The organism is Cohnella kolymensis (assembly GCF_000829465.1).
Lineage (GTDB): Bacteria > Bacillota > Bacilli > Paenibacillales > Paenibacillaceae > Cohnella > Cohnella kolymensis.
In genome coordinates, this window is sequence record NZ_JXAL01000003.1 from 121561 (window position 1) to 147733 (window position 26173).

A 26173-nucleotide genomic window follows, 5' to 3' on the forward strand; every position below is an offset into this window, starting at 1 on the left:
CACGTGTATACGGTATCGGGGTTAATCATAAGCAAAGTTGTAAAGGAAGACTGTACGGAAGGTGTATTGCAGTGCGAGAAAGGCAGGGATCTTCGGTTTCAGGCATTCACCATGCCGCTGATCTCGGCGGGACAACAAATGACCATCGGTGGAGAATGGGCCGATTCGCAGCTTTTGATCACCCGTCGTTATATCTTGCATGCCAAGCTAATTGATGTATTACCCCAGTCACTGATGAAACAGCATACCTGCGTAGTTCGCAGAATAGGCGAGCTAGAGATTGAAGCAGCATCGCGGCATCCTGAACTGCTGGATGAGCTTCTCGGAGCCCATTCAGCTTTATCGGCCAACATCAAACGCTGGATCATTAACCGGTATTCCGTACCCAATCTTATGAATTACTTGAAAGAGTTCGGATTGACAGAAAAACAATATCGGGATCTTTGTCAGGATTTAGGTCCTTCAGTTATCGATCTATTGGAGAAAAATCCATACCTGTTGACACACAGCGGTTCCATTCCTTTCTCAGCTGCGGATAGACTTGCGTCCCGTCAGGGGCTTTCAGCCAAATCCGAACTTCGGGTAAAGGGTGCAATCCGGTATGTGCACCGGCAATATTTAAACGGCGGCAGCAGCTATATCACGTCCAGGGAATTTGAATATAGAGTCCGGACCACGCTTGGCCCGGCGTTCACGGAGGAACAAGCCCTATTTGAAATCGATCAGTTTGTCCGTGATAAGTCTAACGCCATGATCAGAAGCGAGGGTGGTCTATTGTTCGACCGGCATCTGTTTTTTGCCGAGTTGCAGATTGCGCAGCGGTTAAGAGATTTAACCGCTTGGCAGATGCGCCAGCCTGAATCTTTGGATGCCGTGTTGCTCCGTTTGGTTTCCGACGGATTCATCCCGGTTTTGGATGAGGACCAGCAAGCCGCTATCGAAGCTTTTTTTGCGCATCCGGTACTATTCGTGCAGGGAGAGGCAGGAACCGGCAAAACCAGTTGGATCAAGTATCTGCTGGCGGTTCTCCAACAGATGTATCCTGAAGCTTCGGTGAAGTTAGCTGCGCTCACCGGTAAAGCGGCCCGGCGTTTAGAAACGGTGACCGGCGCGCCTGCCCAAACGATTCATAAACTGTTGGGCAGAGGTGTGGAGACGAATAGTCGTATCCTCTATCACCATAAAAAAAAGCCCCTACCGACAGATGTTCTGATTGTAGATGAGGCAAGTATGATCAATGAATATTTATGGCGAGATATTCTCTGGGCGATAGATCGCGGTACGAAGCTCGTGTTTGTCGGAGATCCCAATCAACTGGAGCCCATCGGACCTGGACGTCCCTTCCTGGATTTGATCGAATACGGTTTTCCAGCGGCCACCTTAAAAAGGCATTATCGAAACGACAGCAGTATTTTACAAATGGGCAAGGCGATTCTCGATGGGAACGGCGGCTTTGTTCCGGCAGCGTCGGGAGAAGAAATCGAATTCATTCCGCTGGAGAACATATCGGAGGTGAGAGAGGAGGTCACAAACCAGTACGCGAAATATGGGGGAACTTATCCTGTGGTCACGATGTACAGGGAACAATTCAGCTTGGGAGTCGATCGTTTAAACCCCTACATGAAACAGCGTTTGAATCCTGGCGAACCGGGGGCAGAGGCGCGCATAAGCTTGCACGATCCTGTGATCCAGACCCGGAATACAGAAATCGTGAGTAATGGGGATTTGGGAGTTATAACGGATATTGATGCTGATAAAGGTATTGTTATTTTATTCGATACGGGTGTCGAGGTAACTTACAGCACTTATGAACTGCCGGAATTTGTGGAATTGGCCTATGCCTTAACCACAGCCAAGACACAAGGAAGCGAATATGAAGGGGTTATCATACCGTTGGTCGATATCAAAACCGAGCTGGTCCATCGTCATTCCATGTGGTACCGAAATTCGTTGTACACCGCAATCACCAGGGCCAAGAACAAATTGATTCTGATCGGCAGTTATCAGGAGCTTTCAGACGGCATCAAGCGTACCGGTGTGAGGCGAAATACCAGGTTAAAGAACAGGCTGGAAGCTTATCTCGGATGGAAGGAGCAGACGGATACAGATAAACCTATAAGGGATGACAATCAATGAAAGCTGGATTAAGTTCTTGTTCCGGCATTAAAGTGATGGGTTACACAACCCTGTAAGGGAGAAAATACCGCTGCAATGTAAGCTTGAATACGTATAGAAAGGGGGCAGTGGATTTACGCGCTGCTCCCTTGTGCGTTAAATCAGGATCACGTTCTTCTTTTCTTCAACATTAGCGGTCGCATTGCGTGTATCGACAACCAAATGGGAATGAGTCACTAGCTTATCGTACTTAGCGTTGAATGGTCGGTTAAAATTAAGACGCAGTCATGCGCTTTGAGCTGCCTTTTCGTTAATTCGATACGCTTTATAACCCTGTCACCGATCTCCACCTGCGGAACATACGGATCGTGGTAATTTACATTCACACCAAGATTGAGAAGCTTCTCAATGATTTTAAGGCAGCTGGATTCACGCATGTCGTTAATATCCTTTTTATAGCTTACTCCGACGGCAAGAATCTTGCATTCCTTAAGCTGCTTATACGTAGGCAGATGCCTCAACACCTTGTTGACCACGTACTCGATCATCCGCTCGTTTATGCTGCGTGCGAGCTCAACGAACTTCAGACTGCCGCCGAATTCTGCGGCTTTCCAGGACAAATCAAGCGAGTCGACCGGGACAGATTGTTCGCAGATTAGAGGACCGGGTGCAAATTCCGGCTTTCTGCCTGTAATGGAAAGCACTTCCCAAAGATTGAGTTTCATTTTGTCACTCATCATAAGCAGCTCATTCATGAAAGAGATGTTAATCATTCGATAGGCATTTTCAAGAGTGATGGTCATTTCAGCTGCTTTGGGAGAGGAAACGACGACAACCCGATCAAATACAGCTTCATACAACTGCTTTGCGGATTCCGAGCAACCGGGAGTGACACCGCCGATTACTTTCGGTATCCGGCTTAGACCGATGTGGTGATCACCGGCTTCGTATCGGGAAGGAGAATATACAAGGTTAATGTCTTTGCCAACTTTGAGACCGGTGGATTCAATTAATGGAAGAAGCACTTCCTCCATCGTGCCGGGAAAGGTGAAACTTTCCACAGAAACCAGCTGACCGGGCTTCAAAAAGGGCAAACATTGCTTCACAGCAGCGTAAACGCATCGTATGTTCGGATTCCCGTTTCCGTCCCGCGGAGCGGGAACGCAAATGATAACGGCATCTGATTGTGCGATCATATCGTAAGAACTATCTACCGAAAAACGTCTGCCCGCGAACATGTCGCGAATGTCTTTCGCGGAAAACTCCGATAAGCAGCTTCGACGGGACTCGAGCATTGCTATTGTGTTCGCATCCGAATCTATGCCAAACACTTTATGACCTTTCCTTAAAAACAATCGGCACAGCGGCAACCCTGCGTAACCCAGACCGATCACGCCAATTTTTTTTAACATTCATGTCATATGCCTCATTTCTTGAAGTTGTATATGAATGCCGTGGCGGCACGGTTCAAAGCTGCTTCCATAATGCGGCCAAGTCTTTTATATTCCTTCCTGGTCTTCCATTCCGCCAATAGCCGCAGTATAGACTTAAAAAGGTTGGGATCTTTCAGCGGGTGACAAAGGCAAATCAGGGATATTTCCGCATCCTTGGAGGTGTGAATGTCATAAAAAATCCGCAGATTATCCAACTGCGGGTCGTCTTTGCGAAAAAGGGATGGATGTTCTTGGTGGAATCCTATAATTCCTCTAACGCTTTTAAATGGTAATCCTTGTTTATGAAACCGGTAACCGAGTTCCCAGTCTTCGAAGCCGTAAGTGATGAAACGTTCCTCGAATCCGCCGGCATCCATGAAATGCTTTCGCTTCACGGATACGCATCGTGTGATGAACATAATCCAAGGTGCGAAATCGGTAGATCGGATGGCCCGTTCATAGCTCTTGCCCATACGAGCGGGTACGGCTGCTGAACGAATGCGGCGAAAATCACGGCGAAGATCGTCCGGAGTAAGCACGTCAGCGATTCGGTCGCTGTTTAACCAGTTATTTTTCCATAAGCCATGCGGCTGGAGAATCCGGCGCATTTTCTTTTTTTTTATGGTCGGAAAATTGCGGATAGTATTGCGTGTAAACCGCATGGGTACTCTCCGGAAATCCCGAGATCACGTGCTCCGGGTATCGGTGATGGTACGAGTACAACGTCTGCAAACACTCAGGCACCAGCAGAAAGTCCGCATCTATAAAAACAAGATACTTTCCCTTTGCGGCGTTTGCCCCGACATTGCGGGTATAAGCTCTGCCATGCCTTCCCTCATTTACTATGAATGTCAGCATATATGGCGGTTTATAACCGTCTATGGCCTCAGCGGTTCCGTCTTCCGAACCGTCATCTACAACGATCACTTCAAACCGATTTTTCGGAAAGGTTTGAAGCTCGAGCGATGTCAAGGTCAACATAAGCGCTTTGGCATTGTTAAAAGAAGGGATAACGACACTGAATTTAATGCCCATAGCAAACCTCCTCTTTCTCCAATATACACGGCACGTACTGTCCGGTAACGGCTAATCGTACACAGGCGTTAACTCTATTTTGCGTAACAATAGACGCGCGACCATGGCAGCGCTGCACTCCGCCCCATAGATTAGTATCTAAAGGAGGAGGAATATGAGCAGCTATAAATTGATTGTGGTTAAGGACGGCTTTCCTGTAGAAGTGGTACAGAATCCAACCGACTACCCGTTGATTGGAAGAGGAGGAAACGGGGCGGTTTTTAAGCTTTCAGATGAACACTGTGTGAAGATATATCCTAACAAAGCATTCGCAAGAGCAGAAAGTGCAGCTCTGCGTGTCGGACAAGACTCCCCTGCGTTTCCAAGGCTGGTTAAAAGCGGGCGTAAGTATGTAGTGATGGAGCTGATTAATGGCACTCTGCTGGACGAATATCTGAGAGACAAGGGTGTTCTTGACGAACAGATCACCGAGCAGATCCTGTTTGTATTAAAAGAACTGAAGCGGCTCAGGTTTTCACGGCGGGATGCCCGCTTGAGGCATCTGGTCTTGACCGAAGAAGGAAGCCTTAAGGTCATTGATCATGTAAACTCGCAGACCAAACATTACAAATATCCGGAGAAGCTGCTTAAAGGCTTGGATGAGCTCGGGATGAAGCCCGCGTTTCTCAAGCAAGTGAAACAGCGGGATCCTGAACTTTATCGCAAATGGAAATCCAAGTGAAAGGGAGACAATTCCGCAATCGTGCAAGGCGCAACCATCCATGCCAAATCAGGTTGGCCACATATTAATATTTATAAGACCACCTTACTCCTAAAAGCAGGTGATCCTTCTTTATGGATACCGGCCAAGTACAACCTTCAGTTAAAATCTGCTTTGCCGTGCTTGTTCATAACAAACGAGAAGTCGTCCAGGATATGCTGGATAACATTCGGTTTTACTGTCCGCACAGCTCAATCGTTCTGTTTAACGGCGGTTCGCAGCGTGATCTTTGCGACAACCTGGGTTACCCGGTTTGTCCTGCCAGCCGTAAGCTGACATACGGAGTCACCGCTGTCTATTTGCTGGAGGTAATGGAATGGTTAGAGAGCATTAACTTCGATTATGACTACTTGATCAATCTGGATTCCGACGCACTGTTTGTCCGGGAAGGTTACGAAAACTTTATCGAACAAGAAATGAAAAATTCCGATTACATGGGCGTCGATGTATTTGTCCGGGATCGGAACTGGTATTGCGGCGAGCAGTTGAAAAAAGAGTGGCAACGATGGAAGCCTCTGCTGCTTACCGACACTTTCATAGGCGCGTTTAACGTGGGCCAAGTGCAGAGCCGCCGATTGGTGCGGCGACTGCTTTCCTGGGAACAGTTCGCGTACCTGAAAAACAATCTTCTTCACACAAAAGCGTATGGCATCGACGAGATCATCTATGTGATGATGGCTGACCGGTTCGGCTTTAAGCCCAAATCGTACCCTAAGGAACCAGGTCTCCCGGTGCGTTATCGGCCTCACTACAGGTATCAAGAGATTATCCGCATCATCAATGAACGCCTTAACAGCTTTGTCGTACACCCCATTAAGCGGAAGATGAAAGACGAAGCCAGAACGCTGGTCCGCTGCTTGAGGTGGAGAGCAGCGCGTAAACAAGAAAAAATGCCCGACTACGTTAACTTGAAGGCCGTATCCATCATTCGCAGCAGGTACGGCAATCTTGAAATCATCACCAGAACAAACAACCGGCTGATTCATGCTTGGCGGGATGAACAACGAAAGAATTGGCATAGAAACCCACCGTTTGCAAGCGGGGTAAGCGGCACGCCCTTTTTTACGGAAAGCCGGGATGGGAACTTTCACGTCATCGCGCCTTTGATCAAGGGCGGAATCGGGCATTGGTGGAGAGATAACCGCCGCAGCCGGAAATCGTGGTACGGTCCTGCAACGTTCGGCAAACGACAAATGAATGTCGTTTCGCTCATGAACACGCGCCGCAAGCAGCTGGTTGCCGTTGTTGAAAAGGATGGGCATCTTCGCTCATACAAGTCTCGGCATGGACGGTGGAAATCGAACTGACAATTAAATAGAAGGAAAGGGGGACTTCAATGAAAGGAATAATACTTTGCGCAGGAAAGGGAACGAGAATGCAGCCCTTTACCTTCTCCTCTCCCAAAACTCTATTGCCGGTCGCGAACGAGGCGATCCTGGATCATTGTCTGCGGAGCCTGAAGCAAGCCGGTATCCATGACATCGGTGTCGTTCTAAACCCGGAGCAAACGAGCATTGTCGATCATCTGTTAGGCAAGCACCCGCAAACATCTTTTACGTTTATAAGACAAACCGAGCCGTTAGGCATTGCCCATGCATTGTCAGCTGCCGAATTTTTCATCAGGGATGATCCGTTTGTATTGTTATTAGGAGATATTCTGATAACGGAACCGCTGACTGTGCTGCTTGAAGCTTTCAAGGAGAAACAGGGTGCCGTTATGCTCTCCAAGGTGGACCATCCTCAGGACTACGGTGTCGCAGTCGTCAACGGCAATCGGATTATCCAATTGGAAGAAAAACCGGCTGAGCCGAAAAGCGAACTGGCAGTCGCAGGCGCCTATGTTTTTGATAAAAAGATATTCAAAGCTATTGAGAAGATTAGTATTTCTCATAAAGGAGAGTACGAAATCACATCTGCGATCCAATGGATGATCGGCAACGGTGATTCCATCGGTTATGCGTTGACCAAAGAGCGTTTCTTTGACGTAGGAACCCCCGATCGGCTGCTGGAGGCGAACCGCTTCATTCTAAGGTACAGTCAGGGAACGGAGAATGAGATCGACCCGCTCGCGGTGATGGAGAATTGTACGGTGATTCCCCCTGTGAAGATCGGTACGGACTGTATTTTGAAAAACGTCGTTATCGGTCCTTTTGTATCCGTGTGTATGGGTTCTACTTTATCCGACTGTTCCATAGAGAACAGCATTTGTATGGAAGGCACGATTATTCGTTCGCCCGGTATCCCTGTCACGTGCAGTATATTCGGCCGGTACTCCCGTTTGGAAGGACGCTCGGATGTGAATCGGATGATCTGCGTGCTGGGAGATAAATCGACGGCTATGGTGGTGGAGTAGACGAAACCATCACGTTGTTCGCCGAAAAGAGGTATAACATGAACGTCAAAGCAGTGAGTTATATCCGTGCCATAGAGGAAGGATGGAGCCGGCCTTTACTGTTTCGCTGCGACGACGGCAATCAATATGTGGTTAAATTGCTTAACAATCCGCAAGGCATAAAAGTTTTACCGAATGAAATGATCGCCTTTCGGCTTGGGCGGCTGCTCCATCTGCCTGTCGGAGAATGCGCGATTGTGCATGTGTCGGGAGAACTTATTACCCAATCTCCTGCGCTCAGGGATATGCAAGTGAAGGCCGGCCCTCACCTTGGCAGTGTTTATCGCGAAACGGTAAAAGTTTTACAAAACGCGGATGACCTGACAGGCTGCTGCAACTTGGATAAGGCTGCAGGGATGATCGCCTTCGATCATTGGATACAAAATTGGGATCGTGCGGATAACATCGGCAACATTCTGGTATCTAAGGAAGATGACAACAAGAAGATTGTAATGATTGACCACGCGAATGCTTTTACAGGGAGCTGGACCCTTGATTCGCTGAAAGAAAATCGTACGAATAGATCGGTATATTGGGGTAAAATCTATGAACTTTTTATACCGCATATTAGCGATAAACGGCTATTCAAGAGTGCACTTCGGCAAATTCAGTCACTAAGCAAAGCTGAGCTGTGGACGGCAATGTCCGGGCTGCCGCGGAAATGGTCTGTTTCTCATACAGAGCAGCGTAAGCTGGTGAAGTATTTGGAGTACAGAAAAGTCGCTGCGGGGGAAGCTTTGAAGGATTTACGCAAAAAATTTTAACGAACGAAAACGCCTGGTTATAAATGAGGATGCGTGCCTGTCCAGGGTGAAAGAGGGGAAATCGATGAAGGTCATTATAATGGCAGGCGGAAAAGGGACCCGTTTTTGGCCCAGAAGCCTGGACCAGATGCCAAAGCAATTTCTCGCCTTAACCTCTAATTTGACTATGCTGCAGCAGACTTACAAGCGATTTCGTGAATGGCTGCCGGAACATCTTATCTACGTATGCACTTGGAGAGGATACTTGGACCTGGTGAAGGAACAATTACCGGATTTAACCGACAGCAAAATCATTTTAGAGCCGGAGCAAAGGGATACAGGACCTGGTATCGGGTTGGCGGCTTTGCATTTTCTTCGGCAGGGTGATGACGAAGTGTTGGTTACCGCCGCTGCCGATCACCATATTCCGGATTCTGAACAACTCATGAGTGTATTAATGCAGGCGGAGACTTTCGCCGGTACCGGCTGCCCGATTGTGACGATCGGGGTTACCCCGACACGGCCCGAAACCGGGTACGGTTATATAATGACGTCCGGTACGAACGACCGGGATAACGTATTGAAAGTTCAGACATTCATTGAGAAGCCCACCATGCAAAAGGCACAGCAACTCATACAATGCGCTGATGTTTATTGGAACAGCGGAATCGTGGTCTGGAAACCGTCGACCATTCAGCATTATATGATGCGTTATGAAATGGAGCTGTGGAACGTCCTTAACAGCAGCGGGGATGAATTGGACAAAGGATACTCGCTCCTTCCGCATCGGTCCGTGGATCACGCGATCCTGGAGAAGTCCGATAATCTATACTGCATTCCTGCCCGCTTCGAATGGGATGACGTCGGCACGTGGAAATCGCTGGAGCGAATGTGTCACCCGGATCCACAAGGCAACATTACCTTCGGTGACACCCATACCTTTTCTACGAATAACAGCATCATTTTTTCCGAGCACCAGAAAGCGATCGTGATCGGTGTAGAAGATTTAATTATTGTTTCCACCGCTGACGGGCTCCTTGTTTGTCATAAATCCAAAGAATTACAAATAAAAAAAAGCGTTGAAGGAGGCGGAAACAAAAGGGCATTAAATATTAATTCATCGGAGATGAGCTGCGTATGAATGTGCTTGTCCTTAATTATTATCCCGCGCTCCATCCACCAAGCAGTGGTGGTGAATTGCGATATTACAATTTATACCGGGAGCTCAGCAAGTATTTTAACATTACATTATTGTCCTTTACCCATCCTTTTCACAAAGGCTTCGTTCAGCATACATCTGCAATGAAAGAGTATCGGATCCCACAGGAAAAAGTGCATGAGCATTGCTGGCATAGATTGAGCCGAAAAAAAATCGGTCATGAATTACACGGACTCATGTACGCCAAATGCGGCAAGTATTCGACTGAATACCATGAAATGTTCAGTCGTTTATATAACGAAAACGATATTATTGTGCATGAATTTCCCTACTTACTTTTATACGATGTTTATTTCGGTCAAGACCGCAAACCAAGAATATATAATAGTCACAATTTTGAGACATCACTTGTAAAGTCAATGTATAAAGGGCCGCTTGCAGGCAAATATGTAAAATTTATATCCGGGTTAGAAAACAGGTTAATTCATGGTGCGGACATCGTATTTGCTACGTCCGACGCGGAAAGGGAGAAATTTGCGAAATTCTTTACAGCGGATCCCAAAAAGATAAAGCTCGCTCCTAACGGAACTCATCCTCACGAATGGACCAGGATAAAAAAAGATACCGAATGTAACGCCAGGAAAACGGCGCTGTTTATCGGGTCCCTTCACCGGCCAAACAAAGAAGCCGTTGAATTCATCATTCACGAGCTTGCAGACCGGTGCCCTGCTATTGACTTTATCATTGCCGGCGGCTGCTGTGCTTATATTAAAAACACAATAAAAACAAATGTAGAACGATTAGGAAGAATAGATCAGAATACGAAGCAAGAGCTCTTTTCCCGAGTAGATGTTGCGATAAATCCAATGTTTTCGGGTGCAGGAACGAACTTGAAAACAGTAGAGTGTTTATCCGCTGGAATTCCTCTGTTCACTACCGAGGTTGGAGCGCGCGGCTATAATCTTATCCATAAGCAGCATTGTATAAAGGTTAAGAAAGAAAAATTTGCCGAGAAATTACGGAAATATTGCGAACAAAGGTTTGATCTGCTGCTGCAAATAGCTGAACAAGGCCGCGAGTATGTGAATGAAAATTTCTCGTGGCAATATATTGCGATGAACGTCAAGAACGAGATTGAGGAATTACTTTCACAAAAAACTAACCAAATATAAAAGCTGACGCAGGCCTTACGCCAGCTTTGCATGATGTCAACTCACTGGGTCCCCGAAGAGGGGAATCAATTATTGGATTGTTGTGCCTTCCACGCTTCCAAAGTCCGATCATGATTAAACTTAGATCCTTCAATAACTTGGTCTAACGCGTGTCCGAAATCGATTGCAACGCGTCCGCTCGCCGGGGCCAATCGGCTGACAAGAATCCTTGCCGGCAATCCGGCTGAAATGAGAGCAATTTGCCAATTTCCGTCCTTTGTGAGTTCTTCACAAACCGAATCAATTTCCCCATATCCTTCTAAAGTTAACGTTGTGACAACGGCCACCCCTTTTTCTTCCTGGAAGAAGGGGACCGCTTCGGCTGCTCGACGTCCGACCAAAGCGACTTTGTATTTTTTTAGCCATTTCCAAAAAGAATCAGTGTGAGGCATTTTATGTGTGATCCATGCCGAGCAAATGTATCTTGGGATGAAATCCAGATGTTGAAGCAATTCCTTTGTGAGATTCGCATATTCTTTGTCCGCGGGGACATACGACGAATGTAAACCTGCAATGTCGACGAGCTTTAAAGCTGTTTGCAAGTCTTGCTGCATTTGCTGCGGTGCTCCTGTTGATCCTGAATACTCTCTTCCGTTCCATCCGAGAATCCATTCAGGATACGTATTGTATGCAATACATACTTCAGTGTGGCCAAATCGAGCCAGGGAACATGGCTTCTTATTAACAACTGCTTCTTCCAGTATGCTGATCACTTCTTTCAGGCTCAGCATATAGTTCTCATAGTCGAAGCTTTTCACATTTAGCCTCCTTACATAGCAGATATTTATATTATGAACATTCAATGCAGCCGGCAATGGACAACGCATCTATTTTGCTTGTGTGAATCGTTAACCTATACCGAATACAGTGGTCAAGAATAAGCTAATACGAACTGTAGCACCGATAAATAAGGAGGCCATCATGTTTGAGTCTTTGTCGGTTCTAATCCCTTACAAGCCCGATCATGGACATAGAGATTTGCTCTTTAACTGGGTTCAACGATTTTATGCAGCTGCGATGCCGGAGGCCGAGATTTGCATAGGTCATGATGTCAGTGAACTTTTTAATAAGTCCAAAGCCGTGAACCTCGCTGCTTCCCAAGCTGCCAGGAATGTCTACTTGATTGCGGACGCAGATGTGTTTTTCGATCCTGCGATCATCATTGAAGCTATGAAACAGTTAGACAGTTATGCATGGGTGATCCCGTTTCGCGAAGCTATAAATGTAGCGGAAAACAATACAAAAGCGATTGTACAAAGCGAGGCGAAGTGGCCGTTAGCTGTAGAAGCGTCCGATTTTGAAGTCACCGCTTACTATGAGGCTTTGCCGGCAGATTAAACCTCATCTCACGCGAAAACTTCTGGTCTGTAAGAGGGTTCGATGAGAGATTCGAAGGATGGGGGGGAGAGGATGACGCTTTTACGTGGGCGATGAACACGCTTTGCGGTAGTTGTATCAAAATGGACGGCAGGCATTATCACTTGTGGCATCCTCAACCTGTAAACCCGAATTATCATGCGAATTGCGATCTTAAAAATTTGTATTATGACGCGCTGGGGAATAAGGAAAAGATGCTTAAACTGATTACGCAGCGGGACAACTAGAAGCAAGATCCGTTCAGGTTGTCTGAAAGGAGCAGATGTGCATGAAGGTAGTCATATTGGCCGGCGGATATGGAACAAGGATTAGTGAAGAGTCGTACTTGAAACCGAAGCCTATGATTGAGATCGGCGAATATCCGATCATCTGGCACATCATGAAATTATATTCCATCTACGGATTTAATGAATTTATTATTTGTTTGGGCTATAAAGGCTACAAAATTAAAGAATATTTCTTAAACTATTATCTGTATAAATCGGACGTCACTGTAGATTTTTGTGTTGGAAATCAGCATATCATCCACAATCATAATACGGAGCCATGGAGAGTCACATTGGCAGAAACCGGCTTGGAAACGATGACCGGCGGCAGAATAAAGAGAATTGAACAATATATCGGCAACGAGCCCTTTATGGCCACATATGGGGACGGTGTGGCGAATATCGACATTCCGGAATTAATGGAATTTCATAAAGCTCAGGGACGATTAGCTACGCTTACTGCCACGAGGACTGCAGGAAGGTTCGGTTCTCTAAAAATAACAGAAAATGATGCGGTCGAATCCTTCAGAGAGAAAGTAGTGGGTGACGGCGGCTGGGTTAACGGCGGTTTTTTTGTGTTCCAGCCTGAAATTTTTGATTATATAGAAGGCGACAAGACTGTGCTGGAGAGGGAGCCGTTAGAAAACCTGGCACTAGCCGGACAATTGTCGGCCTATAAGCATCCGGATTTTTGGCAGCCCATGGATACTTTACGCGATAAAAATGATTTGGAAGAACTCTGGAAAAGCAATAAGGCGCCGTGGAAACTATGGACATAGAACAGAAAGGTGCTCGATCAGCAGTCATTACCGGTGCAACCGGGTTTATCGGAGCGTATCTCGTTAGAAAAATGTTGGTTGAGGGTTGGAATATACATCTGATATGCCGAAGCAATGCCAATTTGGAACGAATTAGAGACATAACAAATGAACTTAAATTACATGTTTATGATGGAAGCGCATCGCATTTAAACAGGATTATGGATGAGGCTCGGCCTCATGTCGTTATCCATCTGGCAGCTATGGTGATCACTGAATATACTCCTCTCGATATCGAGCCCATGATCCAAAGTAATGTCTTGTTCGGGACGCAGATCGCGGAGGCTATGGTTCGAGCAGGCTGCCATTATCTGATCAATACGGGGACTTTGCAGCAGCACTTTGAGGGAAAGCCGTATGGTCCGACGTCTTTATATGCAGCAACAAAGCAAGCCTTTGATGATATTCTTGAGTATTATATCGACACGACCCCTCTGAAGGTCGTTACCCTCAAATTGTCTCATGTGTACGGCCCTGATGACCCCAAACAGAAACTTTTCTCTTTGCTAAGACATGCTGCAAACATGGAACAACCTTTGATGATGTCACCTGGCCATCAATTGATCGACTTGGTCTACATCGACGACGTCGTTGAAGCATTTTATCTTGCGGCGATGCGCTTTGATGAACCAATGACGGCAAAACACGAGAAGTATTATGTTTCTTCGGGTCATCCGCTTGAACTGAAAGAATTAGTAAGTCTGTATGAAAAAGTGACCGGCAAAACGATCTCTGTTCATTGGGGCGGAAGGCCGTATCGAGAGAGAGAAATGATGTTTCCGTGGCCAATAGGAGAGCGTGTGCCTGGTTGGCAAGTTACAGTCCTGCTTGAAGAAGGCATAAGAAAAATGGAATGTCCTGCACTGGAATAAAAAAGAGGAGAAGGCGCAGCCTTCTCCTTACCACTTCGTTGCGAGTGAGTATCTGACGTATTCCTCCTTGAGAGGATGATCGTGGCTCCAGGGTTTTTGGAACGTGTTAAAGTGGATGAGCGCCGGATTCTCCACATAATAATTTTCCCAGAGGTGAATCGTCATATAGTTCCATTTCGGATCGAGCTTCAGCCATTTTTCATCTATCACTGCATTCAGCGCATCTTGATCCAACCAGATGATTTTGGAAGGATTATCTCTAATAAAGCGGATCGTTTCATCAGCTATCTGATGTTCTCTCCATTTTTTTAAATTCATCAGCATAACCCCGGAATTAAAGCAGCAGACGGATTTAAGAGATAAATCCTCTACTCTGTCAGCCCCCCCTAAATCCTCTACTGCGGCTAAAAAAATAATCATCGATATCAATGTTCCACAACTGTGTAATATCTTCTTTCAGAATGATATCACTGTCCAAAAATATGGCTTTGTCAATCTTCTTGCTCAAAACATCCGGAGTAAAGATTCTGTAATAATTTTGCAGGGCAAAGTGATGAGATACTTTGAAATTATCCAATATCGACTCATCGATCGTAATAAATTGCGGTAGAACGTTATATTGACTTACAGACTCATTCAGCTTCACTTTCATACCGTCGGTAAATTTGTCATTTATCGTAATGTAAACATGAATAACAGAATCCGCACTTTTATTGTCTAATAAAGAATTTAACATCACCGCCGTATACTGGGCAAATTCATTGCTGGTGGTTGTCACCACATGCACATTGTTCACATCTTTCACCTCCCAATAATGAATATTTGAAAACTATGTCCCTATTTTATTAAGCGCTTGAATGGAATGCTTGTGTGTTTGAGCAGCATTCGTAACAAACGTTAAGAACCGCTCATACATTAACAAGAAGGGGTGCAAGCCCATGAAGCATTATGATTATCTGGTTATCGGTGCCGGAATCATGGGTTTAACAACCGCCCGGGAATTGAAATCGAGGTTTCCGCATAAGAAAGTTGCGTTACTGGAGAAGGAATCAGACATCGCCATGCATGCCAGTGGACGGAATAGCGGAGTTCTTCATGCGGGGTTTTATTACACGGCTGATAGTCTGAAAGCAAAATTTACGAAATTAGGCAATCAAGCTTTGACACAGTATTGTGAAAATCAGAATTTAAAGATTAATAAATGCGGGAAATTAGTCATCGCAGCCAATGAACAAGAATTAAATGGGTTACAACTCTTGAAGCAGAGAGCAGATTTGAACGGGGTGCCATTGTTATGGGTCGATGAAACAGAAATAAAAAGCATTGATCCCAATGCCAGCACCTATCAAAAAGCCCTATTTTCTCCTACAACTTCAACGATCGATCCGCTAGAGGTGTGTCACGCGTTAAAAAACGAAAATGCAAGGAATGGAGTAGAATTCCACTTTAACACCCTATATAAAGGGCATGACAAAGATGTGATTATCACCAATAGGGAGCTGCTGCAGGCTAGCTGCGTGATTAACGCAGCCGGTTTATACGCGGACAAGATTGCGCACGATTATGGCTTTGGAACAAAATATACGATCATTCCCTTCAAAGGAATGTATTTAAAATATGAAAAGAACAAAACCGATGTCGTAACGAATATATATCCTGTCCCGGATTTGCGAACGCCCTTCCTAGGAGTCCATTTCACAAAAACCGTTGACGGCGGAATTAAAATTGGACCTACTGCGATTCCTGCGTTGTGGCGTGAGCATTACTCCGGTATGAAGAACTTTAACTTTCTCGAATTCATAACGATTTTATTCTATGAAGCAAAGTTATTTCTGAACCATTCATCTCATTTTCGCCGCATTGCGAGCGATGAAATAAAAAAGTATAAGAAATCGAACTTTATCAGCTTAAGCAGGAAACTGATTCGGAAAATAGATGAAGAAGGTTTTGGGGAATTTATGCGGCCGGGCATTCGAGCGCAATTGCTGAACAAGGAAACATTGGAATTGGTACAAGATTTTGTTGTCGAAGGCGATCATCGATCCATGCACATTTTGAATGCAGTCTCACCGGCATTCACCTGTTCCATTCCATTTGCCGAACATGTGGTAGATTCCGTTATACAAAAACAGGGCGGGAGATTAACTGCTGATGAATAAAATATTAATTACCGGAAACATGGGCTACGTTGGTTCGGTAATTGTACAGCATTTAAGAAAAGCTTATCCGGATGTTACGCTGAATGGATTTGATTACGGCTATTTTTCTCACTGCTTGATTAATGTCCCTCAACTGCCGGAGTGCAGTCTGAACAACCAGATTTTTGGCGATATCCGCCAATTTTCAGATACACACTTGGAAGGTGTCGATACGTTAATCCATTTAGCGGCACTTTCTAATGACCCGATCGGGAACCGATATGAAGATCTCACGATGGAAGTTAACTTTCATTCGACGATGAGACTGGCTAACTTGGCTAAATTGGCAGGAGTAAAACGCTTCGTATTCGCTTCCAGCTGCAGTGTGTATGGCTTTTCGGAACAGGGGCCGCGGAATGAGCAGTCTCCGGTTAACCCTTTAACCGCCTACGCTAGATCTAAAGTACGATCAGAGGAAATCTTGAAAACATTAGCATCCTCTGAATTCAACATCACATGTTTACGATTTGCCACCGCGTGTGGGATCAGTCCCAGATTGAGACTGGATCTCGTACTAAATGATTTTGTGGCTTCGGCAGTGATTGACAAGAAAATTACCGTTCTAAGTGATGGAACACCCTGGCGCCCCTTAATCGATGTGAAAGATATGGCAAGGGCTGTAGACTGGGCAATAAATCGTGAAGCTGATGTCGGAGGCGCGTTTCTGGTCGTTAATGTAGGCGCAGATCAATGGAACTTTCGGGTACATGAGTTAGCTGAAGCCGTTGCCAGGGCAATTCCGGATCTGGATATTTCATTAAATAAAAACGCTATGCCTGACCATAGGTCTTATAAAGTTAATTTTGATTTATACAAATCATTAGCCGCCGGGTATCAACCTGAGCAGAATCTTGAGACGACAATTAAAGAGCTTAAAGACGGAATAGACGCAATGGGATGCGTTGATAACTGGGATGCCGGAAAATCATTTCTCATACGCCTGCATGTTCTGGAAATGCTGCGAAATAAAGGCTTATTAACTGCAGACTTAAAATGGAAGGCGGGTGGAAAATGATTATCAAACCGCGTGATTTGGCTGGAGTCTATGAAATTGATTTGAGTCCTGTTTTCGATTCCCGCGGGTATTTTAAACGTGTCTATGATGAAGAAATATTTAAATCGTTTGGTCTTGAGCGGCATTGGATCCAAGAAAACCACTCTTTATCAGTAAAAAAGGGAACCGTTCGCGGATTGCATTTTCAATTTCCTCCTTTTACAGAGAGCAAATTAGTCAGGGTCACAAAGGGAGCGATCATGGATGTATTCGTCGACTTGAGAATTGATTCACCTACGTTTGGAGGTTGGGATCGCATTGAATTAACCGATGACAATCATAAGATGATTTATATTCCAAGAGGATTCGCTCACGGATTTTGTACATTAACGGATTCCTGTGAAGTGGTTTATAAAGTGGATAACGTTTATTCTCCGCAGCATGAAGGAGGGCTCTTCTGGATGGATGAATCACTCCGCATCAATTGGCCCGTTACCAACCCGATTATTTCGAATAAAGATGCTGCGTTACCTTCTTTCAAGGATTTTAGCAGCAATCATGGGGGAATCATCGTAAATTAAAAAAAGCACTGTCTTTTAGACAATGGCTTCTTCTTCATCTTCTTCAATTTTTAATGGTTCTTGTTTTGTGGATACCGGCTCGTCAGGCTGATCGTAGGGCACGCGGTCTTCTTCATAGTACATGTCGGCAGCACCTCCTTTTTCACATTATCCCTTCACATGTTTAGCCCCAAATTAATGGAGTGTAATCCGCAAGTAAAACCTAGCAATCATCGATCGGCCAAGTATCCCTGAACAAAGACGGCGTAAACGGCAAAATTCACAGCGTTCGCAGGCTTGCGCAAATACATATTGGGATTGTCATACGACTGAATATCTTTGAGGTACACGGTGGTAGAAGAGAATGCCTCCAACACCCGTTTCGCTTCCGATTTGGACATGCCGAGTTCGGAGCGGAAATAATAGAGAATATGATCTGCAATCGTCTTAAATTCTTTATATTCATCCGGATGCGCAGCTGCATAGGCCAAATGATGCCGAAGAAGCAGATCCGCCTTTATTCGCATGAATGACGCTCCCATACTTGCTTTTATTATGTTACAAATTGTATCATCATGCTTAATCTACTGTAAACGTGTTAAAAAGAGGAGGTTTTGTCGACTAAGGAGATTAAATGTATGCGCTCTCTTGAAAAGATGAGGTTGTTGATATATAGTATTCCCGAACAATAGAAAATGACTGATATTCAGTCACTTCCCCAAGGAGGTGCATCGTTGAGTACCGCAACACAACAAGACAAGTACAACGCCATACTGCAAGCGGCCATCGAAATCATTTCAGAGAAGGGACTGCACAGCACATCCATCTCGGACATTGTGAAGAGAGCGGGCGTGGCTCAGGGAACGTTCTATTTGTACTTCCGCTCCAAGAATGCGCTGATCCCGGCGATCGCGCAGAATCTGATCTCGATCACGATGGACAAAATCAAGGAAAATACGCAGCAGCACGCTGATTTTTGGGAGTTTCTAACGACGTATATCCATCAGATATACAGCATAACCGACGAATACAAGGATGTTATCGTGCTGTGTTACTCCGGGCTTGCGATCGATCATTCCATGGAAATATGGGAGTCTATCTATCAACCCTACTATCAATGGTTCCAAGATGAGTTGAAGCAGGCGATCGCACAGGGTGAAGTTATATCCGGGACGAATGTGCAATGGACCAGCAAAATGATCATAAACTTAGTGGAGAACGCGGCTGAGCGGTTTTACATCGGTCGCGACCAGGATATGACCAAGGAACAGTCCATGACCGAAGTTTTCCACTTCCTCAAGCGCTCAATGACGAATTCTTGAATTTCGTAACAGAAGGATGATCGGCAATACAGGTCATTTTCTGCTGTATTATGACTGACGATCATTATGTTCCTTATTGATACATGGGAGAGGACGCTATGAAAAATGAAACTGTAACGATTGCCCTGCTTCAACTGGCGTGCGGACCGGACATTAAGGCCAACATAGCGCATAGCGTCACGAAAATGGAAGAGGCGGCCGCAAAGGGTGCTCAGATCGTTTGTTTGCAGGAGCTTTTTGCGAGCCGCTATTTTCCTCAGCGAGTGTCGCCGGATGGATACGAGCTCGCCGAGTACGCCGATAACGAGACGCTGAAACGAATGGGAGAATTGGCTGGCGAGTTGGGCATCGTCCTTATCGTTCCTTACTATGAAAAGGCGGGGCGAGGATTGTTCTACAACAGCGCAGCGGTGTTCGACGCAGACGGTACCTTGCTAGGCACCACTCGCAAGAATCATATTCCCGACGGCCCGCAATACCATGAGAAATACTATTTTATTCCCGGAAACACCGGATATCCGGTATATCAAACGCGCTTCGGCACCATTGGCGTCGGCATTTGCTGGGATGAATGGTTCCCCGAAACGGCACGCATTCTTGCGCTGCAGGGGGCGGAAATTTTGTTTTTCCCTTCGGCGATCGGCTCGGAGCCCGATCATCCGGGGATGTCGACTCGCCGTGCTTGGGAAAAAGCGATCTCCGCTCACGGCATCAGCAACGGCGTCTTCGTGGCAGCGCTCAACCGCGTCGGCCAAGAAGATGACATGACGTTCTATGGCGGCAGCTTCGTCAGCAACCCTATGGGCGATATCCTGCAGTCGCTCGACGAAGAAGAAGGCGTACTGATCCACACGATAAATTTGAAAGAAATCGACTTCGCCCGCAATCTGCTGCAGTTTATGCGGGACAGAAGGCCGGAAACCTATGGGCCTCTGCTGACGCGCGACGCCAAGATGTAACAACAGATGTGAAACCGCTATCCATACATCATCGACTACAGAGGAGGCTTAACCCATGTCCATTGATCCGGTAACGCTGAACAATCAGCCGGACGTATCGGGTGATACCAGACAGTACATCAAGAAGGTATTGCAGCTCATTGAGAAAAGTGAAGTGACGCCGGAGGAAGCCGGATGGATTACCAAGGAAACGGTCGAAGGTTTCCGTGAATACGTCAATCCGGGATTTCTGGAATATCGCAAAACAGTGACGCAAGGGGGGCAATTTGCAGCCGTTGAGTGGTCGGACAGCGGCTCCTGCTTCAAAGACGTAAACGGCAAGCAATATATCGATTGCCTCGGCGGATTCGGCATTTATAATGTGGGTCATCGCAATCCGAAGGTGGTTAAAGCGGTCGAGAACCAGTTGAAGCGTCAGGCTCTGCACAGCCAGGATCTGCTCGATCCGCTGCGGGCGATGCTGGCGAAAATATTGGAGCGAATCACGCCGGGCGACCTAAAGTATTCGTTCTTCACGAACAGCGGCACCGAAAGCGTGGAAGCGGCCTTGAAGCTGGTAAAAATGTACAGCGAGCGGACGACGATTATTTCGACGACACGGGCGTTTCACGGCAAAAGCTTAGGTTCGCTTTCCGCTACTGCCAAAGGGATGTTCCGCAAGCCGTTCCTGCCGTTGATCCCCGGATTCAAGCATCTCCCGTTCGGCGATATCGACATGATGCGCAAGACGTTCCAAACCTGCGCTGACGTTGGAGAGGATGTCGCGGCAGTCATGCTGGAGCCCGTGCAGGGCGAGGGAGGTATCATCCTTCCTCCGCCGGATTACTTGCAGCAAGTCCGCGAGTTGTGCGACGAGTATGGAGCGCTTCTCGTATTCGACGAGGTTCAGACGGGCATGGGCCGCACCGGCAAAATGTTCGCATCCGAGCTGTACGGCGTTGTACCGGATATTCTATGCCTGGCCAAAGCTTTCGGCGGAGGTGTCATGCCGGCCGGGGCGGTAGTCGCGAAGGAGAAAGTTTTCAAAAGCTTTTTTCCGAATCCTTTCATGCATACGACGACATTCGGCGGCAATCCGCTCGCCTGCGCGGCAGCGATCGCGACGATCGACGTGCTGCTCGAAGAGAATCTTCCGGAGCGTGCAGGCGAGGTTGGACGCTATATGTTGGAGGAGCTTCGAAAGGCTGCGGCGGGGCACGACGATAAAATCATGGAAATTCGCGGCATCGGACTCATGATCGGCATCGAATTCCACCGGGACGAAGTCGGCTACGAGGTATCCAAAGGCATGTTCGATGAGGGCGTGCTGGTGGCGGGTACTCTCATCAATTCGAAGACGATCCGAATCGAACCGCCTCTCACCATATCTATGGAAGAAGTGGATCAAGTGGTCCGCACGTTCCTTAAGGTGCTCAGCGAAACCAACGCATAAACAGAGGTGTAAACGGATGCCAGCCATTATCGACAGCAAACCGAGAATCGACGGATTTCGCATGCCGGGCGAATTCGAACCGCACCGGGGAACATGGATGCTTTGGCCGGTGCGAACGGACACATGGCGGCTCGGCGCTAAGCCGCGCAGGATGCATTTGTTGAGGTAGCGCTTGCCATAGCCCATTTTGAGCCGGTAACCATCGGAGTATCTGCGGGGCAGTACGAGCACGTGCGCGCCATTTTTCCACCCCCGATCCGTATTGTCGAGATGTCCTCGAATGACGCTTGGATGCGGGATATCGGACCTACTTTTGTGAAGAACGACCGAGGCGAAATACGCGGGATCGATTGGGGATTTAATGCATGGGGCGGACTGAACGGGGGCTTGTATTTTCCTTGGGATCAAGATCTTCTGGTGAAACAGAAAGTGCTGGAAATCGAGAATAAAGACCGCTATGAAAAAAGCGACTTCATTCTGGAGGGCGGCGCCATTCATGTGGATGGGGAAGGCACCCTGATCACGACCGAGCAATGCCTGCTTCATTCCAACCGCAACCCTCATATGACCAAAGAAGAGATCGAGCAGCACTTGAGAGATTACTTGAACATCGACAAAGTGATTTGGCTGAAATACGGGTTGAAGTTTGACGAAACGGACGGGCATGTCGATGAAGTGGCCGCTTTCGTTCGGCCGGGCGTGGTTGCGATGAGTTGGACGGATGATCCGGCCGACCCGCAATACGAGGTGCTGCACGCCGCATTCGAGGTGCTGAGCAGAGAAACCGACGCCAAAGGACGGAAGCTAGAGATACACAAAATCCATATTCCTCAGCCGCTGACGATCTCGGATGAAGAGGCGCGCCTGATCGATCGGGCAAGACGGAGCTACAACCGGGCGACCGGCACCCAGTTCGCGGCGACCTACGTTAATTTCTACATTTGTAACGGCGGCGTGATCATTCCGGCTTTCGGGGATCCGCGGGATAAGGAAGCGTACGAACAGATCAGCAGGCTGTTCCCAGATCGCAAAGTCGTTCAGGTCAACACGAGAGAGATCGCTTTGGGCGGCGGCAATATCCACTGTATTACCCAGCAGCAGCCCAGCTGTGCAAGATGATCGGCAGAGGACTCATTGATATCCAAATAAGGAGGAATGTAAATGGCAGAGCGGTTGAACATGTTCATCAATGGCGAGTGGACACCGTCGCATTCCGGCGCGACAAGAGAGATTCTGAACCCGGCTAACGGCATAGTGATCGGGATCGCGGCAGAAGGTGATGAACAAGATGCGCAGCGGGCAATAGCTGCCGCTAAAGAAGCTTTCTATGAAGGAGGCTGGTGGGGAACGCCCGCAGCGGAACGGGCCCGTTTGCTGTTCAAGGCGGCGGATTTATTGGAAGCCAAAAAGGAAGAGTTTACGAGAATGGAGACGCTGAACAACGGCAAACCGCTGCGGGAAAGTGTTTTTGACGTGAATGACGCCATCGCGTGCTTCCGCTATTTCGCCGGACTCGCGACTAAGCCACACGGCCAATCGTACGAAGTGTCCGATCCGATGCAAGCGATAGTCGTCCGTGAGCCGATCGGAGTGTGCGGACAGATTATTCCTTGGAATTATCCGTTGCTTATGGCCGCTTGGAAGCTGGCGCCGGCACTGGCTGCCGGGAACACCGTCGTATTCAAGCCTTCTGAAATTACGCCATTATCTGCCGTTCGTCTGTTTGAGCTATTCGAGGAAGCCGGTTTTCCCGCCAGCGTTGTCAATCTGGTGCTCGGCGCGGGCGCCACAGTTGGCCATACGCTTGCTGCTCACGATGATGTCGATAAAATTGCGTTCACCGGCGGCACCGCCACGGGCCGGAAGATCATGCAGGCGGCGACGGGAAATCTCAAAAAAATATCCCTAGAGCTCGGAGGCAAATCTCCTAACATTGTGTTTGCTGATGCCGACTTTGAGACAGCAGTAGACTATGCGCTTTTTGCAATATTCGCGAATCAGGGGCAGGTGTGCGCAGCCGGCTCCCGTCTATTGCTGGAAGAGAGCGTGTACGAACGGTTCATGGAACGGTTGGTGGAGCGGACCAAAGCGATTGTCGTCGGCGATGGAATGGCGGACGGTACGGAGATGGGACCGCTGATCACGGAAGCGCACTTGAACAAGGTGCTCCATAATGTAGAGATCGGGAGGCCGAAGGTGCAACCCTTCTCTGCGGCGGCGGCCGGTTAACCGGGGAGAAATATGCAGGCGGTTACTATATGGAGCCTGCTATCTTTACAGATACGACACCCGATATGCGAATCGTGAAAGAAGAGATTTTCGGCCCGGTGCTCGTCGTACAGAAGTTCAAAGATGAAGCCGAAGCGATCCGTCTGGCTAACGATACGATATACGGATTGGCCGGTGCGGTGTTTACGACTGACGGTGCGAAAGCGCAGCGTGTCATCCGCAAACTGCGGGCAGGGATTACTTGGATCAACACCTATCATCCGACTTATAATGAAGCGCCATGGGGCGGCTACAAGCAAAGCGGCATCGGCCGCGAACTCGGTACGATGGGCTTTGAAGAGTATACCGAAGTGAAGCAAATCAACATCAATCTGCAGGTGGAGCCGCTGGGATGGTACGGCGCGAACGGCAGTTAATCCCGAATCGGACATGAGAAGGAGTGGAAACCGATGACACAGCCGCGAAAATTTATTTCCGTGTCCGGCGGACTGCCGGGCGAGAAAACGAAGGAGCTTCTTCGGCGCAGGGAGCAAGCGGTAGCCGCGGGTGTAGGAAACAACTTCCCGCTGTTCGTTGAAAGTGCCAAAGGCGCGTTGCTTCATGATGTGGATGGCAATACGTTTCTTGATTTTGCGGGGGGCATCGGCACTGTGAATGCCGGTCATTGCCCGCCCGAGGTGGTAGATGCGGTGAAAAGGCAAGCGGATTTGTTCCTGCACACCTGTTTCCACGTCGGGATGTATGAGCCGTACGTTGCCTTGGCGGAGAAGCTTGCCGAGCTTACGCCGGGCAGTTTCCCGAAAAAGGCCGTGCTGCTCAACAGCGGTGCGGAAGCGGTGGAGAACGCGGTGAAAATCGCCCGCAAGTTTAGCGGGAAAGCCGGCATCGTATCGTTCACCCGCGGCTTTCACGGCCGCACGCTGATGGGCATGTCGCTGACGAGCAAGGTAAAGCCGTATAAATACAAAATGGGGCCTTTTGCGCCGGCCACGTACAAAGCGCCTTTTCCCTACTCTTATATGCGGCCCGAATCGATGAGCGAAGAGGAGTACGGGCAGTTCTGCGTACGCCAGTTCGAGGATTTTCTGCTGACAGAAGCGGCACCGGAGGAGCTGGCTGCCGTTATTATGGAACCGGTTCAAGGTGAAGGCGGCTTTAACGTACCGCCGAAATCCTTCGTCAAAGGGATATATGATATATGTAAGCAGAACGGAATCTTGTTTATCGCGGATGAAATCCAGACGGGCTTCGGCCGTACCGGTACAATGTTCGCCAGCAAGTATTTCGGCATCGAGCCCGATCTGATCACCATTTCCAAATCGCTTGCTGCAGGGCTTCCGATCAGCGCGGTGGTCGGCAGAGCGGATATTATGGATGCTCCGAATCCCGGTGAGCTCGGAGGAACCTATGGAGGAAACCCGCTGGGCTGTGTTGCGGCACTAGCCGTCATTAAACAAATGGAGAAGGATGACTTAAGCGGCCGATCCGAGGTGATCGGGGAACGGATTCGCAGCCGTTGTACTTCTCTGCAGGCTCAATACCCGGCGATCGGGGATGTCCGGGGGCTGGGCGCAATGTGTGCCGTGGAGTTTGTCGAACCGGATACCGGGAAGCCTGCAAAGACATTGGTCGCAGGGATCGTCCGGGCGTGTTACGAAAAAGGCGTGATCATCCTTACCGCGGGTGTCCATGCGAATATCATCCGTTTCTTGACGCCTCTTGTTATTACGGACGACGAGCTCCAGGAAGGTCTGGACATTATCGCCGAAGCGATCGCGGAAGTCCACCAGACTGCGGGAGCGAACAGCAGATGACTTGGTTCTCGAACAGCCTCCTTCGCGGAGGCTGTTTTCCATTTAATGCGTAATGTGCTCGTCCGTCTCCTCAAAGGCCGGGTGCGGGTGCGCCGGTTCCTCGTCCGTGTCCTCAAAGTCCAGCGGCTGCGCCGGTTCCTCCTCGGTGTAGTTAACGGATGCCGCCGCGGCATGCTGCCTTCGGCGCCGGGTCGCCTCATAAAGTTCATCTTCCAGCCGTTCCGCCTGATCAGGGGACAACGCAACGACAATTTCATTGTTCCTGCCGTCGGATGCTGTAATCAACACGTAGGTGTCAGAGTCGGGTGGAGTAACATTGCTGATTTTCAAATTCATATCGGTAATCTCATATCTGACTCGCATTCCGATCATCCGGGACACCCCATCAAGTTAAATGTTCAATACTGATAAGGTTTCGCGATGTTTGCGGCAATTATTCGAGATCTGCCCGGTACGGCGTGCGCGCTGAATAAATTGCTCTGTA

General features: G+C 47.9%; 26 protein-coding genes and 2 pseudogenes. 20 read left to right on the forward strand and 8 right to left on the reverse strand.

All coding sequences use genetic code 11. The features are described from left to right. The first annotated feature begins 3 nt into the window (after positions 1–3). A complete protein-coding gene (locus SD71_RS04560; protein WP_041060239.1) occupies positions 4–2136 on the forward strand; it encodes an AAA family ATPase in 2133 nt (710 codons plus the stop codon). Between the two features lie 215 nt (positions 2137–2351). Here the strand turns inward: SD71_RS04560 and SD71_RS04565 are convergent, their stop codons facing one another. Genes SD71_RS04565 through SD71_RS21930 form a run of 3 tightly spaced genes read right to left on the reverse strand, consistent with a single transcriptional unit; the run spans position 2352 to position 4583 of the window. Next, the gene (locus SD71_RS04565) at positions 2352–3527 is read right to left on the reverse strand and encodes a nucleotide sugar dehydrogenase (protein WP_235426991.1); all 1176 of its coding nucleotides are present in this window, start codon (positions 3525–3527) and stop codon (positions 2352–2354) included. A 14-nt stretch (positions 3528–3541) separates the two neighbouring features. Beyond that, the gene (locus SD71_RS21925; RefSeq protein ID WP_161793332.1) at positions 3542–4156 is read right to left on the reverse strand and encodes a glycosyltransferase family 2 protein; all 615 of its coding nucleotides are present in this window, start codon (positions 4154–4156) and stop codon (positions 3542–3544) included. Continuing rightward, a complete protein-coding gene (locus tag SD71_RS21930) occupies positions 4116–4583 on the reverse strand; it encodes a glycosyltransferase family 2 protein (RefSeq protein WP_052475943.1) in 468 nt (155 codons plus the stop codon). Before SD71_RS21930 ends, SD71_RS21925 begins: the two co-directional genes overlap by 41 nt. Positions 4584–4737: 154 nt before the next feature. On the opposite strand from SD71_RS21930, the gene SD71_RS04575 reads away from it, so the two are divergent. From SD71_RS04575 to SD71_RS04600, 6 genes are all read left to right on the forward strand, one after another. Beyond that, complete coding sequence (locus tag SD71_RS04575) at positions 4738–5304, forward strand: serine/threonine-protein kinase (protein ID WP_052475944.1); 567 nt, start codon at positions 4738–4740, stop codon at positions 5302–5304. Between the two features lie 113 nt (positions 5305–5417). Next, positions 5418–6650 (forward strand): hypothetical protein, encoded by a 1233-nt coding sequence (locus tag SD71_RS04580; RefSeq protein ID WP_041060241.1) that lies wholly within the window; start codon positions 5418–5420, stop codon positions 6648–6650. A 29-nt stretch (positions 6651–6679) separates the two neighbouring features. Then, complete coding sequence (locus SD71_RS04585; RefSeq protein ID WP_041060244.1) at positions 6680–7696, forward strand: sugar phosphate nucleotidyltransferase; 1017 nt, start codon at positions 6680–6682, stop codon at positions 7694–7696. 38 nt (positions 7697–7734) lie between these two features. Beyond that, positions 7735–8499, forward strand: a complete 765-nt coding sequence (locus tag SD71_RS04590) for a HipA family kinase (RefSeq protein ID WP_041060246.1) — start codon at positions 7735–7737, stop codon at positions 8497–8499. 64 nt (positions 8500–8563) lie between these two features. Then, complete coding sequence (locus tag SD71_RS04595; protein ID WP_052475945.1) at positions 8564–9619, forward strand: mannose-1-phosphate guanylyltransferase; 1056 nt, start codon at positions 8564–8566, stop codon at positions 9617–9619. Then, on the forward strand, positions 9616–10809 hold the full coding sequence (locus SD71_RS04600) for a glycosyltransferase family 4 protein (RefSeq protein ID WP_052475946.1): 1194 nt from the start codon (positions 9616–9618) through the stop codon (positions 10807–10809). The genes SD71_RS04595 and SD71_RS04600 overlap by 4 nt, the downstream gene beginning before the upstream one ends. Before the next feature lie 65 nt (positions 10810–10874). Here SD71_RS04600 and SD71_RS04605 read toward each other — a convergent pair whose 3' ends face one another. Further along, entirely contained in the window at positions 10875–11606 is a 732-nt protein-coding gene (locus SD71_RS04605) for a GT-D fold domain-containing protein (protein WP_041060248.1), read from the reverse strand. Positions 11607–11769: 163 nt separating this feature from the next. On the opposite strand from SD71_RS04605, the gene SD71_RS21935 reads away from it, so the two are divergent. The 4 genes from SD71_RS21935 to SD71_RS04620 are packed head-to-tail and all read left to right on the forward strand — an operon-like array spanning position 11770 to position 14181. Then, on the forward strand, positions 11770–12186 hold the full coding sequence (locus SD71_RS21935) for a hypothetical protein (protein WP_052475947.1): 417 nt from the start codon (positions 11770–11772) through the stop codon (positions 12184–12186). A 5-nt stretch (positions 12187–12191) separates the two neighbouring features. Then, entirely contained in the window at positions 12192–12452 is a 261-nt protein-coding gene (locus tag SD71_RS26130) for a galactosyltransferase-related protein (RefSeq protein WP_082034060.1), read from the forward strand. Positions 12453–12493: 41 nt separating this feature from the next. Continuing rightward, a complete protein-coding gene (gene rfbF / locus SD71_RS04615) occupies positions 12494–13270 on the forward strand; it encodes a glucose-1-phosphate cytidylyltransferase (protein WP_041060250.1) in 777 nt (258 codons plus the stop codon). Beyond that, complete coding sequence (locus SD71_RS04620) at positions 13261–14181, forward strand: NAD-dependent epimerase/dehydratase family protein (protein WP_041060252.1); 921 nt, start codon at positions 13261–13263, stop codon at positions 14179–14181. Before rfbF ends, SD71_RS04620 begins: the two co-directional genes overlap by 10 nt. A 27-nt stretch (positions 14182–14208) precedes the next feature. Here the strand turns inward: SD71_RS04620 and SD71_RS25430 are convergent, their stop codons facing one another. Continuing rightward, positions 14209–14601 carry a glycosyltransferase family 8 protein gene (locus SD71_RS25430; RefSeq protein ID WP_082034039.1) on the reverse strand — a complete coding sequence of 131 codons (393 nt, stop codon included), beginning with the start codon at positions 14599–14601 and terminating at the stop codon, positions 14209–14211. After that, positions 14558–14977 (reverse strand): glycosyltransferase family 8 protein, encoded by a 420-nt coding sequence (locus SD71_RS25435; RefSeq protein WP_052475949.1) that lies wholly within the window; start codon positions 14975–14977, stop codon positions 14558–14560. The genes SD71_RS25430 and SD71_RS25435 overlap by 44 nt, the downstream gene beginning before the upstream one ends. Positions 14978–15119: 142 nt before the next feature. On the opposite strand from SD71_RS25435, the gene lhgO reads away from it, so the two are divergent. From lhgO to rfbC, 3 genes are read left to right on the forward strand one after another with little or no spacing between them, the layout of a single operon-like run. Then, entirely contained in the window at positions 15120–16340 is a 1221-nt protein-coding gene (gene lhgO / locus SD71_RS04630; RefSeq protein ID WP_041060254.1) for an L-2-hydroxyglutarate oxidase, read from the forward strand. Beyond that, a complete protein-coding gene (locus tag SD71_RS04635) occupies positions 16333–17394 on the forward strand; it encodes an NAD-dependent epimerase/dehydratase family protein (RefSeq protein ID WP_041060256.1) in 1062 nt (353 codons plus the stop codon). The genes lhgO and SD71_RS04635 overlap by 8 nt, the downstream gene beginning before the upstream one ends. Continuing rightward, positions 17391–17954, forward strand: coding sequence for a dTDP-4-dehydrorhamnose 3,5-epimerase (gene rfbC / locus SD71_RS04640; RefSeq protein ID WP_041060258.1), 564 nt, complete (start codon positions 17391–17393; stop codon positions 17952–17954). The genes SD71_RS04635 and rfbC overlap by 4 nt, the downstream gene beginning before the upstream one ends. 209 nt (positions 17955–18163) lie before the next feature. On the opposite strand, the gene SD71_RS04645 is transcribed toward rfbC, so the two are convergent. Next, on the reverse strand, positions 18164–18460 hold the full coding sequence (locus SD71_RS04645; RefSeq protein ID WP_041060274.1) for a hypothetical protein: 297 nt from the start codon (positions 18458–18460) through the stop codon (positions 18164–18166). A gap of 207 nt (positions 18461–18667) precedes the next feature. Between SD71_RS04645 and SD71_RS04650 the strand changes: the two genes are divergently transcribed. The 6 genes and pseudogenes from SD71_RS04650 to gabT all read left to right on the forward strand — a co-directional run bounded on the left by SD71_RS04650 (position 18668) and on the right by gabT (position 25689). After that, positions 18668–19255 (forward strand): TetR family transcriptional regulator, encoded by a 588-nt coding sequence (locus SD71_RS04650; protein ID WP_041060277.1) that lies wholly within the window; start codon positions 18668–18670, stop codon positions 19253–19255. Positions 19256–19353: 98 nt separating this feature from the next. Further along, on the forward strand, positions 19354–20214 hold the full coding sequence (locus SD71_RS04655; RefSeq protein WP_041060280.1) for a carbon-nitrogen hydrolase: 861 nt from the start codon (positions 19354–19356) through the stop codon (positions 20212–20214). 55 nt (positions 20215–20269) lie between these two features. Continuing rightward, the gene (locus SD71_RS04660; RefSeq protein ID WP_041060283.1) at positions 20270–21646 is read left to right on the forward strand and encodes a putrescine aminotransferase; all 1377 of its coding nucleotides are present in this window, start codon (positions 20270–20272) and stop codon (positions 21644–21646) included. Between the two features lie 16 nt (positions 21647–21662). After that, a pseudogene (gene aguA, locus SD71_RS04665) lies at positions 21663–22765 on the forward strand (agmatine deiminase). A gap of 42 nt (positions 22766–22807) precedes the next feature. Next, positions 22808–24291: pseudogene (locus SD71_RS04670) on the forward strand (aldehyde dehydrogenase family protein). A gap of 33 nt (positions 24292–24324) precedes the next feature. Next, on the forward strand, positions 24325–25689 hold the full coding sequence (gabT, locus tag SD71_RS04675) for a 4-aminobutyrate--2-oxoglutarate transaminase (RefSeq protein ID WP_041060286.1): 1365 nt from the start codon (positions 24325–24327) through the stop codon (positions 25687–25689). A gap of 42 nt (positions 25690–25731) precedes the next feature. On the opposite strand, the gene SD71_RS04680 is transcribed toward gabT, so the two are convergent. Beyond that, positions 25732–26061, reverse strand: coding sequence for a hypothetical protein (locus SD71_RS04680; protein ID WP_041060288.1), 330 nt, complete (start codon positions 26059–26061; stop codon positions 25732–25734). Positions 26062–26173: the final 112 nt, after the last annotated feature.